This window comes from Pseudomonas sp. DSP3-2-3 (assembly GCF_049898225.1).
GTDB lineage: Bacteria > Pseudomonadota > Gammaproteobacteria > Pseudomonadales > Pseudomonadaceae > Aquipseudomonas.
In genome coordinates, this window is the sequence record NZ_JAFCXH010000013.1 from 54,741 (window position 1) to 69,634 (window position 14,894).

A 14,894-nucleotide genomic window follows, 5' to 3' on the forward strand; every position below is an offset into this window, starting at 1 on the left:
AGCCTGTGGGACCGGCTTTAGCCGGGAAGGCTGCGTTCATGACGCCGAAAAGGCCGGCTGATGTACCGGCCCTTTCCCGGCTGAAGCCGGTCCCACGGTATCTTCACGCCTCCAGATAATGCATCGCCAACTGCTGCGCGGCGTCGCGTGAGGTGGGGATCAGGTGCGGCGCGACCAGCATCATGATTTGGTAGACCACCACCTCGCTCTGACCTTCGCGGCCCAGAATGCGCTGGTAATCCAGGGAAAACAGCAGGGTCATGCTGATCTGCTCCACCAGTTGCCCCAGCGCCTGCGTATCGCTGACGATCTGCCCTTCGGCTTTGAGACGCGCCAACAGCGACGCGAGGGTGCGTTTGATGGCATTGAGCAAATTACGAATCCCCCGCGCCAGCTTGGGCAGGCGTCCGGCGAGGTTGGACAGGTCCTGAAACAGGAATCGGTAATACGCCAGGCGCTCGACGATCAGGTGCAGGAACAGCCAGTAATCCTCTGCCGCCAGTCGCGCGTTGTCCGGTGGATCAAGCAGCGGCGCCAGCTCAGCATGAAAGCGTTCGAACAGCTCAAGGATCACCGGCTCCTTACCATGAAAGTGGTAATACAGATTGCCGGGACTGATCCCCAGTTCGTTGGCAATTTCCAGCGTTGAAACGTTCGGCTCGCCCTGCTCGTTGAACAGGGTCAAGGCACATTCAAGTATGCGGTCGCGGGTTTTCATCCGGTCTTCTTGTTTGATTTACAGAATTTTTGGCGACCTTGTAGGAGCAAGCTTGCTTGCGAAGGCGATGTTTCAGTCCCCGAGATTTTTTCAGAATTACGGGCCTCTTCGCGAGCAAGCTCGCTCCCACAGAGGTCCGAGTCATCGCACATGCACATAAGTCCCCGGCGCTGCCTCCATGGGCGGGTAATTGGCGTTGCCCAGGGTGGTCAAGGTTTCCCGCTGTGCGCCGGACCGCGCCTGAACCCACTCCAGCCAGGTCGGCCACCAGCTGCCGTCATGGCTTTTCGCGTCGTAATACCAGGCACGCGGGTCGCTGCTGAGTTTTTCATGTTCGACAAAGGTCGATTTGGGGTTGCCCGGCGGGTTCAGAATGCTTTGCACATGGCCGCTGTTGGATAGCAGGAAGCGCCGTTCGCCGCCCAGCAATAAGGTCGAGCGATAGACCGCGTCCCATGGCGTGATGTGATCGTTGATGCCGGCGACGTTGAAACTGTCGACGTTCACTTTCTGCAAGTCGATGGGCGTGCCGCACACTTCAAGGCCGCCTGGATGGGTCAACGGGTTGTGCTTGAAGAAGTCCAGCAAGTCGCCATGCATGGCCGCCGGCAAGCGCGTGCTGTCGTTGTTCCAGTAGAGGATGTCGAACGCCGGTGGCGATTTCCCCAGCAGGTAATTGTTGATCCAGTAAGTCCAGATCAAATCGTTGGGGCGCATCCAGGCAAAGACCTTGGCCATGTCGCGGCCGTCCAGTACGCCTTGCTGATAGGAGCGCCGCTTGGCCGCTTCCAGCGTCTGTTCGTCGACGAATAGTGTGGCCGGACTTTCGATCTGGCTGTCCAGCAGGCTGACCATGTAAGTGGCGCTGGAGACGCGGCGTAGCTGACGCTTGGCCTGCAAGTGCCCTTGCAGCGCGGCGATGGTCAAGCCTCCGGCGCAGGCGCCGACCAGATTCACCTCCCGCGCACCGGTTATGGCGCGGCAGATGTTCAGGGCTTCTTCTGCCGCCTGAACGTAGCTGGAGAGCCCCCACTCACGATGGCGCACATCCGGGTTGCGCCAGCTGATGGCAAAAGTTTGCAGGCCGTTCTTGAGGCAGTACTGCACGAAGCTGTTATTCGGGCTGAGATCGAAAATGTAGAACTTGTTGATCTGCGGCGGCACGATCAGGATCGGCCGTGCGTACTGTTTTTCGCTCATGGGTTTGTACTGGATCAGCTCCAGCACTTCATTGCGAAACACCACCGAGCCCGCCGTCGTCGCCACGGTGCGGCCCACTTCGAACGCGTCTTTAGTGGTCTGGCGAGGCAGGCCATTATTGTGCAGCAGATCATCGAACAGATGGCTCAGCCCTTTGAACAGACTGCTGCCGCCAGTGTTGAACAATTCCTTGATCGCCATCGGATTGAGCAGGGTGTTGGACGGCGATACCGCGTCGTTGATCAAAGAGAAAATGAAGTGCGCGCGAGCCCGGTCGTCTTTCGACAGATCGCTGTCGTCGATCCAGTGTCTGACCTGATGCTGCCAGCTTAAATAGGCTTGCACGCCGCGCCGGTAAAGCGGGTTGAGGCTCCACGTCGGGTCCTTGAAGCGGGTGTCGCGCGGGCTCGGCGTGTACGGCGTTTCGCCAAGCAACAGGATACGGCTCAACTGGCGGCCCAGCGCCAGCGTATGCCGGGCGCTGCGCAGCGGATGTCGCAAACCCTGCGCGGCCATGGTCCGCAGGGTGGAAAAAAGATCCTGGCCACGCAGGCCAGTGATTGCACTTTGTGCGTTGATGTAAGTCGCAGTGATGTCAGTGTTCTTGACTGGTTTATCTCGCATGGGGGCAACACTCCTTCGTCGGGCCATCGAACCAATACAGCTACGCAAGCCCCTGTCCGAGCGGGCTTGCGTCGTTCTGCGCCGTGCGAAACTCCGATCTTCGCGCGCAGTCAGTGAAGCGTCTTGCCTATCTTGAGTCGTGAACCTTGAGTGGTGGATTAAAGACGATGAATTCAGCGCGCGCTGGGCGCAGGGTGTGGATGCATGACGGCGCGCTGCCGTTCCTGCTCCAGAAATTTCATGATGATGGGCGCCACGGCCTCAGCCCGGGTGATCAAAAACAAATGACCGTCATCGATTATGTGTAGCTGGGCATTGGGTATCCGCCAGGCCAGAAGTCGCATATTGATCAGCGGGATCAGCGGGTCGTCGTCACCGGCCAGCACCAGCGTGGGCTGATGGATCTTGTGCAGCCAGTGAATGCTGGTCCAGCCCATGCCCGCGAACAACTGCCAGTAATAACCCAGCTTGCCGGACGAGCGGACCTTTGCCGCATGGTTCGCCGCCAGATGCGGATCGCGCCGAAAAGCGCCGCCGTAGATTTCCGGTGCGATCCGAATCACGTGGGACGGCTGGATATACCGCCGTGGGCTGGCCATCAACCACAGCACGCGGGGTTTGCCCGGCACCATGACCGCGCCCGCCGCCGTGGCCGCCAGTACCAGCTTCTTGCAGCGCTCCGGATAATCGTAGGCGAACTGCTGGGCCAGCGCGCCGCCCCATGAAACGCCGATGACATTGACCTGGCCGTAATCCAGATAATCGAGCATCCGCGCCGCCAGCTTGGCCAGGCCGGGAAAGCGATAAGGCCGGCTGGGCGTCGAAGAACCACCAACGCCCGGCACATCGAAGGCAATCACTTCCAGATCCGGGTCCAGCGCATCGACGAACGGAAACACCAGCTCCAGGTTGGCACCGATGCCATTGAAAATCAGCAAGGGTGTCAAATGAGGTTTGCCGGGGCGCACTGCGGTGCGAATGCTGTGACCATTCAAATCAATGGTGCGAAAAATAAACGGTTGCGGCATGCGCGAAAGCCCATTTGAATTTTTGAGGAGCTTGCGGGACCGGCTTTAGCCGGTAAGGCGGTGTTTCTGACGCGGAAAATGCATCGGATAGACGGGCCTCTTCCCGGATAAATCCGGTCCCACAGACAGCCAGATCGTTAGCTCTCAGCGCTCATGAACATAAGTCCCCGGCGATGCCTCGCCCGCTGGCCAGGTTTTATTACCCAACTGTGTCGGGGTCTTTTTAAGCTTGCCCGAACGCTCAGCCTGCCAGCTTTGCCAGTGCAGCCACCAGGAATCAGTGTGTTTGGTGCCATTCTCTTGCCAGACCTTGGGATCGACGGGCATCTCCGGGTTGGTCATGTAGCGCGACTTGGGATTGCCCGGCGGGTTGAGAATGCTCTGTATGTGACCGCTGCTGGACAGCACGAATTCAGTCTTGCCGCCAAACAATTGCGCCGACTTGTAGCAGGACAGCCACGGCGTGATGTGATCGTTGGTGCCAGCCAGGCAGAACACGTCGCTGGTGACCTGCTTGAGGTCAATCGGCGTGCCGCAGACTTCCAGGGCGTTGGGTCGAATCAGCGGATTGTTCTTGAACATCTCGATCAGGTCGCCATGAAACGCCGCCGGCAGACGCGTGGTGTCGTTGTTCCAGAAAAGGATGTCGAATACCGGCGGCTCGTTGCCCAGCAGGTAATTGTTGACCCAGTAATTCCAGATCAGATCGTTGGGCCGCATCCAGGCAAAGACCTTGGCCATGTCGCGCCCTTCCAGCACGCCCGCCTGATAGGAATGGCGCTTGGCCGACTCCAGGGTCTGCTCGTCGACGAACAACGCCACATCGCTGTCCAGCGTAGTATCGAGGACGCTGACCAGCAACGTCAGGGCATGGACCTTCTGCTCGCCCAGCGCGGCGTAATGCCCCAGCAGCGCGGTGCAGGTGATGCCGCCGGAACAGGCGCCCAGCATGTTGATGTCTTTGCTTCCGGTGATGGCCATGACCACTTCCACCGCGTCCTTGAGGGCGTCGATATAGGTCGAAAGGCCCCATTCGCGCTGGGCCTTGGTCGGGTTGCGCCAGCTGACGATAAACGTCTGCACCTGACTGCGCAGGCAAAAGCGCGCCAGGCTTTTTTCCGGGCTCAGATCGAATACGTAGAACTTGTTGATTTGCGGCGGCACGACCAGCAGCGGCCGCTCATGTACTTGTTCGGTGATCGGCTTGTACTGGATCAGTTCCAGCACGTCATTGCGATACACCACGGCGCCTTCGGTGGTGCCCAGACTCTTGCCGACTTCGAACGCATCCATGTTGACCTGGCTCGGCATGCCGCCGTTATGCACCAGATCCTTGGCCAGATGCGACAGGCCATCAAGCACGCTTTTGCCGCCTGTCTCGAAGAAGCGCTTGACCGCAGCGGGGTTGGCCGCGCTGTTGGTGGGCGACATGGCTTCGGTCAGCAGATTGATCACAAAGTGACCACGGCTGATGTCCTGCGGCGACAGGTTGCTGGAGCCGACCCATTCATGCAGTTCCTTGCGCCAGGCCAGGTAGGTCTGCAGATAACGGCGATACAGCGGGTTCTGGCTCCAGGCAGGATCGAGAAAACGTCGGTCGTCGCTGTCCGGTTGCAGGGCCGATTTGCCCAGCAATACATTCTTGAGTTCGAGGCCAAAATGCGCGACATGCTTGGCGCTGTGCCAAGGCTGCTTCAGCGCCTGGCGTAACACCGTCCGCGCAGTGGTGAGTAAATCCTTACGGCGCAAGCCCACCACGGGATTGAGTCCCAGAGTGTGTTCAGAAGCTTGCTTTTGCAGGTCATCGTTACTTTTGCTACTCATCTACGACGCTCCATTGTCCTGAGACGAGCGCTGACTTCCCTGTGAAAAAAACAGCGCCACAGGCCAGTGCCAGCACTATTGCTCGGGTTACCGATGATGGCTAAAAACACGTGTTCCAAGGGGGCCGGCAACGCCACCGTCTTGCGCGTCTGAACAGCTGCGCTCCCTGCGACGGTTTACGATGCACACCCTTTGTGCTGCATGTTTTTCAATGCAGGGAACTTGCCAGAGTCATTGGTTACGCGAGATTTCAAAAATTCGCAAGCAGCGCCAGTCATTGGCCGCTGCGCGGAACATTGAAACAAAAGAAATTAGAAAACGCGTCCTAAAACGCCCAGCGGCCAGGAGCTGCGGGCTAGAGCGATTACAACATCAGCTTGATGATTTGTTCGGAAGGATCGCGGGATTTGCCGGCGTTTTTCAGCTCCAGCAAATAATCGTCCCACAGGGATTCCTGGCGTTGCGCCAGTTGATAGAGATATTCCCAGGTGAACAATCCGCTGTCATGACCGTCATCGAAGGTCAATTTCAGTGCGTACTGACCGGCCGGTTCGACCTTGGTCAAGCCAACACCCAGCTTGCCGAATTGCAGGATCGGTTTGCCATGGCCCTGAACCTCGGCGGAAGGCGAATGCACCCGCAGGAATTCAGCCGGCAAATGATATTCCTCATCGGCCCCGTATTTGAGCGTCAGGGTTTTCGAGGCTTTGTGGAGCTGGATGGCGGTGGGTAGTTTGGGCATAGAAGGCAGCGTAAAGCCACAAGCCACAAGCTGCAAGAGGGAGCGGCGACGGCTCCGAGCCACAAGCCGGTCAGCTTGTGGCTTGGAGCTTGCCGTTCGAAGCTTAAAGAATATACCGCGACAGATCTTCGTCGTTCGCCAGTTCACCCAGGTGACTGTTGACGTAGTCGGCATCGATCCGGATCAGCTCGGCACCCGGCGCGCTGGCCAGGTCACCGGCGCTGAACGACACCTCTTCGAGCAGTCGCTCAAGCAAGGTGTGCAGTCGGCGGGCGCCGATGTTCTCGGTCTTTTCGTTCACTTGCCAGGCAATCTCGGCGATACGCTTGATGCCGTCCGGCTGGAACTCGATGTTCAGCCCTTCAGTCTTGAGCAGCGCGCAGTATTGCTCGGTCAGCGACGCATGCGGCTCGCTGAGGATGCGTTCGAAATCCTGCGGCGTCAGGGCCTTGAGCTCGACGCGAATTGGCAGACGACCTTGCAGCTCGGGCACCAGATCGCTCGGCTTGCTCAGGTGGAACGCGCCGGACGCGATGAACAGGATGTGGTCAGTCTTGACCATGCCCAGCTTGGTATTGACCGTGCAGCCTTCGATCAGCGGCAGCAGATCGCGCTGCACGCCTTCGCGGGAAACGTCGACTCCGCCGGAGTTACCGCGCTTGGCAACCTTGTCGATTTCGTCGATGAACACGATGCCGTGCTGCTCGACAGCTTCCAGCGCCTTGGCCTTGAGTTCTTCTTCGTTGACGAGGCGACCGGCCTCTTCTTCGCGCACCAGTTTCAGCGCTTCCTTGACCTTCAGCTTGCGGCTCTTCTTCTTGCCCTTGCCCATGTTGGCGAACAGGTTTTGCAGCTGATTGGTCATCTCTTCCATGCCAGGTGGCGCGGAAATATCGACACCCACGGATTCGCTGACCTCGATCTCGATTTCCTTGTCGTCCAGCTGGCCTTCGCGCAGGCGCTTGCGGAACAGCTGACGGGTGTTGGAATCGCTGGCTGGCGCGGCGTCTTCGTTGAAACCGGCGGAACGCGCTGGCGGCAACAGGGCATCGAGAATGCGTTCTTCGGCGGCGTCTTCGGCGCGATGGCGCACCTTGACGATTTCCTGCTCGCGCAACAGCTTGATGGCGGCGTCGGCGAGGTCGCGAATGATCGACTCCACGTCGCGGCCGACATAGCCGACTTCGGTGAACTTGGTCGCTTCGACCTTGATGAACGGCGCGTTGGCCAGCTTGGCCAGACGACGGGCAATTTCGGTCTTGCCGACGCCGGTCGGGCCGATCATCAGGATGTTCTTGGGCGTCACTTCAACGCGCAGCTCTTCCGGCAACTGCATCCGGCGCCAGCGATTACGCAAGGCGATGGCGACGGCGCGCTTGGCATCGTCCTGGCCGATGATATGGCGGTTGAGTTCGTGGACGATTTCGCGGGGGGTCATTGACATGGTAGTTGGCGGTCCTCCAGCTGAATCAAGGGCTGCATGGCCGCTCAAGCGAGCGGCCAAAGCAGGCTCATTCAGCGAGGTCCTGCTCCTCAATGGTGATGTTGTGGTTGGTGAACACGCAGATATCGCCAGCGATATGCAGTGCGGTTTCGGCGATTTCACGGGCCGAGAGTTCCGTCTTGAGCAGCAGGGCGCGCGCCGCGGCCTGTGCATAAGGACCGCCGGAACCCATGGCGATCAAGCCATCTTCGGGCTCAACGACGTCGCCGTTACCGGTGATGATCAACGAAGCGTCTTTGTTGGCGACGGCGAGCATGGCCTCAAGACGGCTGAGGGAGCGGTCGGTACGCCATTCTTTGGCGAGTTCGACGGCGGCACGCACCAGATGACCTTGGTGCTTCTCAAGTTGCCCTTCGAAGCGTTCGAAAAGAGTGAACGCATCGGCTGTGGCCCCGGCGAAACCGGCGATCACTTCACCATGGTAGAGACGACGCACTTTTTTCGCGTTGCCTTTCATGACGGTGTTGCCCAGAGAAACCTGGCCGTCGCCAGCCATGACGACTTTGCCGTGGCGGCGCACTGAAACGATGGTGGTCAAGGGGAGAGTCTCCACGCAGCGGGGCGAAAATGCCCTGTGCAAACTCATATGGGGGTGGGGAAGGGTATTTCAACCTTGAGCAAGGTCGGGGGATGAATGGTGTTACGTACTTGTGCAGAGTGTGTGAAAACCTCGGAGACGAGTTAGCTGGCTAAAAAACGAACTAAAAACCGCGCTTCTACGTGAGTTTTAGGTCTGCACACCACGCGAACTTTTAGAGAATTCACGTGAGAGCGCGCAGTTCGTTTTCAGTCGAGGGTTTTCACACAGTCTGTGTGGGACCGGCTTTAGCCGGGAAGGCGGTGTTTCTGACGCGGAAAATGCGTCGGATGTACCGGCCTGTTCCCGGCTGAAGCCGGTCCCACTGAGATTTGCGTTAGTCGTTACTTACTGCGCTGCTGCAACAACAGGTTACTGAACCCGCCGCCCGCCAGTTGCTTCTGGGCAACGGTCAGCTGTTCACGGTTGCTGAACGGCCCGACCAATACGCGATACCAGGTTTCTTCCTTGACCGTGCCGGATTCAACGCCAGCTGTCTGGCCCAGCAAAATGATCTGCGCGCGCACTTTGTCCGCATCTTCTTTCTTGCGGAACGAGCCCGCCTGCAGGAAGAACTGGGTAACTGCCGCAGGTTTCGCAACCGGTGGCGGCGGTGGCGGAGTCAGACCGCTAAGCGCGGCCTGGGCGCGTGCCGTATCGATTTTCGCGGCTTGCTCAGGCGAAACCGGAACCACTGGCGCAACCACCGCCGGCGGGGTTTTTTCCGGCACGGCTTCGTTGGGCACGATGACTTCCGATTCCGGCAGCAGCGTGTAGAAGTCGTACTTGGGCTTCACCGGCGCAGTCGGGCTCGGCGGCGTTTTGTTCGCTTCGGCGATCTTGGCCGCCTTGGCATCGGCCTTGACCCGCTTGACGTCTTCGCCACCGGGTTCGAGCTTCATCAGGAACACCACGAACGCACCAACGCTCAGGCCAATTACCAGCCACAACCATCCAGGAATCGGTTTCTTCGCGGGTGCCTGGTAACGGCTGGCGCCGCGCTTGGGAGCCGGTTTCTTCTTCGCAACTGCCAACTTACATACGCTCCAGAGTTTCCAGGCCCAAGAGATCCAGGCCTTGCTTGAGGGTGCGGCCGGTCAGGGCAGCAAGGCGCAGACGGCTTTGTTGTTGATCCGCATTGTCGGCGCCGAGGATCGGGCAGTTCTCATAGAAACTGGAGAACAGGCCCGCCAAATCATAGATGTACGCACAGAGTACGTGAGGCGTGCCTTTTTCGGCGACGTTATTCAGGATTTCGCCGAACTGCGCCAGACGCGCCGCCAGTTCGGTTTCCTGTGGAGCCTGCAACACGATCTGGCCCTTGCTGGCGTCGAACGGCGTGCCGAGCTTGCGGAACACACCGGCGACGCGGGTGTAGGCGTAAAGCAGATAAGGCGCGGTGTTGCCTTCGAAGCTGAGCATCTGCTCGAAGTTGAAGCTGTAATCGCTGGCACGGTGCTTGGACAGATCGGCGTATTTCACCGCGCTGATGCCCACGGCTTTGGCGATGGTGCGCAATTCGTCCTCGGCCAGTTCCGGGTTCTTCTCCTTGACCAATGTGTAGGCGCGTTCCTTGGCTTCATCGAGCAGGTCGATCAGCTTCACAGTGCCGCCGTCGCGGGTTTTGAACGGACGGCCATCGGCGCCGTTCATGGTGCCGAAACCCATGTGTTCCAGCTGCATGCCGTCGTGGACGAAGCCAGCCTTGCGCGCCACTTCGAACACTTGCTGGAAGTGCAGCGCCTGACGCTGATCGACGAAGTACAACGCACGATCCGCCTTCAACACCTTGCTGCGATAGCGAATGGCCGCGAGGTCAGTGGTGGCGTAAAGATAACCACCGCCGGCCTTTTGCACGATCACCGGCAGCGGCGTGCCTTCGGCGGTCTTGAACTCTTCGAGGAACACGCACTGCGCGCCGTTGCTTTCCACCAGCAGGCCAGCGGCCTTGAGGTCCGCGACTACATTGGCCAGATCATCGTTGTAGGCGCTTTCGCCCATCACGTCGGCCGGGGTCAGCTTGACGTTCAGCAGGTCGTAGACTTTCTGGCAGTGGGAAAGCGAGATGTCCTTGAATTTTGTCCACAGGCTCAGGCATTCGGCGTCGCCCGCCTGCAATTTGACCACCAGGGCGCGCGCGCGCTCGGCGAACTCTTCGGACTCGTCGAAGCGTTTTTTCGCGGCGCGGTAGAAGTCTTCCAGGTCGGACAATTCATCGCTGGCAGCTGGCTGTTCCTGCAGATACGCGAGCAGCATGCCGAATTGCGTACCCCAGTCGCCGACGTGGTTCTGACGAATCACAGTGTCGCCAAGGAACTCAAGGACGTTGGCCACGCCATCGCCAATGATCGTCGAGCGCAAGTGACCGACGTGCATTTCCTTGGCCAGGTTCGGCGCGGAAAGATCGACCACGGTGCGCTGCGCTGCGCCGACCTTGTGCGTCGACAGCTTCGGATCGGCCAGCGCGGCATCCAGGCGCGCAGCCAAAGCCTGGGTGTTCTGGAAGAAGTTGAGGAAGCCGGGGCCGGCAATCTCCACTTTGCTGACCTGCTCGTCGGCAGGCAGCGCAGCAATGAGTTTTTCCGCCAGATCACGCGGTTTCATGCCGGCCGGCTTGGCGAGCATCATCGCGATATTGCTGGCGAAATCGCCGTGGGTCTTGTCCTTGGCGTTTTCCACCTGAATCGCCGGCGACAGCCCTTCTGGCAAGACGCCTTCGTTGACGAGTCGGGTCAGTGCTTGTTGGATCAGCTGGCGAATGGTGTCTTTCATGGTGCTCTCTTCGACCGCAAGCGCGGCAGCGCCTGGATGCGCGGGTGGAAAAACTGGGCATTATCCGTTGCCGGAGCCACCTTGCCAACCGCGATGGATGTGCGGTCTCAACTTGTGCGGACTGTGTGGGAGCGAGCTTGCTCGCGAATACGGTCTTTCAGGCTCCAGATGTATCGCATGTGCCGGCTTTTTCGCGAGCAAGCTCGCTCCCACGGAACTGTGCGGGGCCTCAATAAAGATCTACCGGATCCACATCCAGCGACCATCTGACCTGGCGTCCGCTGGGCATTTGCTCCAGCGCCAGCAGCCAGGAACTCAACAGCCGATGCAGCGGCGCGCGGGCGCTGGCCTGCACCAGAAGTTGCGCGCGATAGCGCCCGGCGCGGCGTTCCATCGGCGCCGGCACCGGGCCCAGCAGCTCAATGCCGCCCAGCTGCAGGTCGATCAACAGTTGCTCGGCTTCGGCGCACGCTTCGTCGAGGAAACCTTCGGCCTGGCCCGGCTTGTGCGCTTCAGCGCGCAGCAGCGCCAGGTGGGAAAACGGCGGCAGACCGGCGGCGCGGCGTTCGCTCAAGGCTTGCTCGGCAAAGGCGAAATAACCTTGCTCGGTGAGCTGAATCAACAGCGGATGCTCGGCCAGATGCGTCTGAATGATCACCCGCCCAGGCTCTTCGGCGCGACCTGCACGCCCAGCGACCTGCACGATCAGCTGCGCCATGCGCTCGCTGGCGCGGAAGTCGCCGGAGAACAAACCGCCGTCTGCATCGAGAATCGATACCAGCGTGACCCGGGGAAAGTGGTGTCCTTTGGCAAGCATCTGTGTGCCCACCAGAATGCACGGCTGGCCGCGCTGAATCGTCGCGAACAGCTGATTCATGGCGTCCTTGCGCGAGGTGCTGTCGCGGTCGACGCGCAGCACCGGGAAATCGGGGAACAGGATTCCCAGGCGCTCTTCGGCGCGTTCAGTCCCGGCACCGACCGGGCGCAGATCGACTTTGCCGCACGACGGACACTGGCGCGGCACAGGTTCGACATGTCCGCAGTGGTGACAGCGCAACTCGCCGGAACGCTGATGCACCGTCATCCGCGCATCGCAGCGCGGGCAACCGGACATCCACGCGCAGTCGTGGCATAGCAGGGTCGGCGCAAAGCCGCGTCGATTGAGGAACACCAGCACTTGTTGCCCGGCGGCTAGTGTCTGGCCAATGGCTTGCTGCATCGGCCCGGAAATACCGCTGTCCAGCGGACGGCTTTTCACATCCAGGCGCAGGAACTTCGGCTGCTGTGCGCCGCCCGCCCGCTGATTGAGGCGCAGCAAACCGTAGCGGCCGGTGTAGGCGTTGTGCAGGCTTTCCAGTGACGGCGTCGCGGAACCGAGCACGATGGGAATGTTTTCCTGCCGCGCGCGCACCAGGGCCAGATCCCGCGCGTGGTAACGCAGGCCTTCCTGCTGTTTATAAGAGCCGTCGTGTTCTTCATCGATGATGATCAGGCCGGGATTCTTCATCGGCGTGAACAGCGCCGAGCGGGTGCCGATAATAATGTCGGCATCGCCGTCGCGGGCGGCGAGCCAGGCGTCCAGGCGATCCCGATCATTGACTGCCGAATGCACCAGGGCGATGCGCGCGTTGAAGCGCTGCTCGAAACGCGCCAGGGTTTGCGGACCGAGATTGATCTCCGGGATCAACACCAGCGCCTGCTTGCCGGCCTCAAGGGTTTCGCGAATCAGCTGCAGATAGACTTCGGTCTTGCCGCTGCCGGTAACCCCGGCCAGCAGGAATGCATGAAAACTGTCGAAGCCGGCGCGAATGGCTTCATACGCGGCGCGTTGTTCGGTATTGAGCGGCAGTTCCGGCTGGGCCAGCCAGTGTTCATGGCGTGGCGCTGGCGCGTGGCTGCGCACTTCGACTTCAACCAGTTGTTTGGCCAGCAGCAGATTCAGGCTTTCTTTATTGAGCATCAATTTGCTGAGCAACTGATGCGCCACGCCGTGGGGATGCTGGGCGAGTGTGGTCAGCGCTTCACGTTGCTTGGGTGCGCGGGCGATGCGCGGGTCGTCGACGCTGGCGCCGGACGCCACCTGCCAGAAGCGTTCCTGACGTGATTCGGCAAGTTCGCCCTGACGCAGCAACACCGGCAACGCCCAGCTCAGGGTGTCGCCGAGGCTGTGCTGGTAATACTGAGAGGTCCACAGACACAGCTTGAACAACGCGGGCGGCAACGGCGCATGCTGGTCGAGGATGGCAATGGCTGGCTTGAGTTTTTCGGCGGGGACATCGCTGTGATCGGCGACTTCTATAAGGATGCCGATCATTTCCCGGCGCCCGAACGGCACCCGCACGCGCATGCCGGGCATCAACGTACTGCGCAACACTCCGGCGGGGGCGCGGTAGTCGAACAGGCGACGCAATGGCGAGGGCAGGGCGAGGCGCAAAATGGCGTCGGGCACGCGGGGGGTTCCCTGTTACGGAGTATGACGGATGCGCGATCTTAGCAGACGACCGGTTTAAACGGCTGCTTGCGTGTTGCGGATTCTCTGGTAGTATCCGCAGCCTAATTACGTGCGGTATTCGACAATAGTGTTGGATGGCGGCACGCTAGCCCGAGGAAGTACCGATGAAAGCTGATATCCATCCAGTTTACGAAGCCATTGACGCTACTTGCAGCTGCGGCAATGTCATCAAAACTCGCTCCACACTTGCCAAGCCGCTGAGCCTGGACGTGTGCAACGAATGCCACCCGTTCTACACCGGTAAGCAGAAGACTCTTGACGTCGGCGGTCGTGTTGACAAGTTCAAGTCGCGCTTCGGTGCTTTCGGCGCAACCAAAGCTCCTGCTGCTGCAGAGTAAGGTTGGCCGTTCTGGGATCTCCATTGGATTTCTCCAGGCTGCTTAAAAAGGCGTCCCTCGTGGGCGCCTTTTTTATGTCTGCGATTTGGCTTTCCGGGGCCCAGGCCTTTTGCCCGGCGCCTGCTTCACTGCCGGTTTTCCAGGTCGAGCGCGTGGTTGATGGCGACACCCTGCGCCTCACCGATGGCCGCAGCGTACGCATGATCGGCTTGAATACGCCGGAGACCGGCAAGCAAGGCCAGTCCGCCGAGCCGTTCGCCGAAATCGCAAAGCGTCGGCTGCAAGCGCTGGTTGCGCAAAGTGATGGCCGGATCAGCCTGCAAGTGGGCGAGCAGGACAAGGACCGTTACGGCCGGACGCTGGCCAATGTCTACGGGCGCAACGGCGCCAATCTTGAAGCGCAGCTGCTCAGCGAAGGCCTGGGTTATCTGGTGGCGGTCGCGCCCAATGTAGCGTTGGTGGGTTGTCAGCAGGCCGCCGAGCGCATTGCGCGGCAAGGTCGGCTTGGGCTGTGGCGTAATTCTCCGGTGCAGGCTACGCAGCAGATCAATCGAGGCGGTTTCGCTGTGGTCGCAGGGCAAGTCGTCGAGGTGCAGCAAAACGGCGGCGGCCTGTGGATCGAGCTGCAGGGCGGGCTGGTGCTGCGCATCGCGCCAGAACTTTTGAAGCAATTCGACGCTGCGGCAGTTCGCCGCATGAAAGGCCGGCAGATTGAAGCTCGCGGCTGGATCGTCGATCGCTCCAGGCGCGGCGGCCTGGCGTCGGGGCAGTCGCGCTGGATGATGCCGATTACCCACCCGGCGATGCTGGGCCTTTAAAATCCGCCCGGTTCACAGCCCGTTGGAGATTCTATGTCTGGGGGCAACCGCCAGGTGCCGCAGATGTATTGTCTGAACCGACGCCTTCCCGGCTAAAGCCGGTCCCACTGGATCGCGCTGATTGTGTGGGACCGGATTTATCCGGGAAGACGGCATTCCAGTAGACGCAAATACAGCGGCTGTACGTCCTATCGTGAATGTTGCGTAGATCCGTTGGAGATTCTATGTTCGCGGGCA

12 protein-coding genes are annotated in these 14,894 nt (G+C 60.1%); 2 read left to right on the forward strand and 10 right to left on the reverse strand.

All coding sequences use genetic code 11. The features are described 5' to 3' along the window. Positions 1–103: 103 nt before the first annotated feature. The 10 genes from ACP7E4_RS16465 to ACP7E4_RS16510 form a co-directional block, all read right to left on the reverse strand. Complete coding sequence (locus ACP7E4_RS16465; RefSeq protein ID WP_331149397.1) at positions 104–718, reverse strand: TetR/AcrR family transcriptional regulator; 615 nt, start codon at positions 716–718, stop codon at positions 104–106. 141 nt (positions 719–859) lie between these two features. Further along, positions 860–2,542, reverse strand: a complete 1,683-nt coding sequence (phaC, locus tag ACP7E4_RS16470; RefSeq protein ID WP_426116074.1) for a class II poly(R)-hydroxyalkanoic acid synthase — start codon at positions 2,540–2,542, stop codon at positions 860–862. A 173-nt stretch (positions 2,543–2,715) separates the two neighbouring features. Beyond that, positions 2,716–3,570, reverse strand: a complete 855-nt coding sequence (gene phaZ / locus ACP7E4_RS16475) for a poly(3-hydroxyalkanoate) depolymerase (protein ID WP_020293525.1) — start codon at positions 3,568–3,570, stop codon at positions 2,716–2,718. A 144-nt stretch (positions 3,571–3,714) separates the two neighbouring features. Beyond that, the gene (phaC, locus tag ACP7E4_RS16480) at positions 3,715–5,394 is read right to left on the reverse strand and encodes a class II poly(R)-hydroxyalkanoic acid synthase (RefSeq protein WP_426116077.1); all 1,680 of its coding nucleotides are present in this window, start codon (positions 5,392–5,394) and stop codon (positions 3,715–3,717) included. Positions 5,395–5,758: 364 nt separating this feature from the next. After that, entirely contained in the window at positions 5,759–6,136 is a 378-nt protein-coding gene (locus ACP7E4_RS16485; protein WP_426116079.1) for a gamma-butyrobetaine hydroxylase-like domain-containing protein, read from the reverse strand. Between the two features lie 103 nt (positions 6,137–6,239). After that, positions 6,240–7,580 carry an ATP-dependent protease ATPase subunit HslU gene (gene hslU / locus ACP7E4_RS16490; RefSeq protein WP_426116081.1) on the reverse strand — a complete coding sequence of 447 codons (1,341 nt, stop codon included), beginning with the start codon at positions 7,578–7,580 and terminating at the stop codon, positions 6,240–6,242. Positions 7,581–7,647: 67 nt separating this feature from the next. Beyond that, the gene (hslV, locus tag ACP7E4_RS16495; protein WP_020293529.1) at positions 7,648–8,178 is read right to left on the reverse strand and encodes an ATP-dependent protease subunit HslV; all 531 of its coding nucleotides are present in this window, start codon (positions 8,176–8,178) and stop codon (positions 7,648–7,650) included. 383 nt (positions 8,179–8,561) lie between these two features. Then, a complete protein-coding gene (locus ACP7E4_RS16500) occupies positions 8,562–9,251 on the reverse strand; it encodes an SPOR domain-containing protein (RefSeq protein ID WP_426116084.1) in 690 nt (229 codons plus the stop codon). A gap of 1 nt (position 9,252) precedes the next feature. After that, positions 9,253–10,989 carry an arginine--tRNA ligase gene (gene argS / locus ACP7E4_RS16505; RefSeq protein ID WP_426116086.1) on the reverse strand — a complete coding sequence of 579 codons (1,737 nt, stop codon included), beginning with the start codon at positions 10,987–10,989 and terminating at the stop codon, positions 9,253–9,255. A gap of 229 nt (positions 10,990–11,218) precedes the next feature. Continuing rightward, entirely contained in the window at positions 11,219–13,438 is a 2,220-nt protein-coding gene (locus ACP7E4_RS16510) for a primosomal protein N' (protein WP_426116088.1), read from the reverse strand. A 167-nt stretch (positions 13,439–13,605) separates the two neighbouring features. Between ACP7E4_RS16510 and rpmE the strand changes: the two genes are divergently transcribed. Both rpmE and ACP7E4_RS16520 read left to right on the forward strand, forming a co-directional pair. Further along, positions 13,606–13,839: a 50S ribosomal protein L31 gene (gene rpmE / locus ACP7E4_RS16515; RefSeq protein WP_020293533.1), complete on the forward strand. Its 234-nt coding sequence runs from the start codon at positions 13,606–13,608 to the stop codon at positions 13,837–13,839. 23 nt (positions 13,840–13,862) lie between these two features. Beyond that, complete coding sequence (locus tag ACP7E4_RS16520; protein WP_426116090.1) at positions 13,863–14,657, forward strand: thermonuclease family protein; 795 nt, start codon at positions 13,863–13,865, stop codon at positions 14,655–14,657. Positions 14,658–14,894 lie beyond the last annotated feature (237 nt).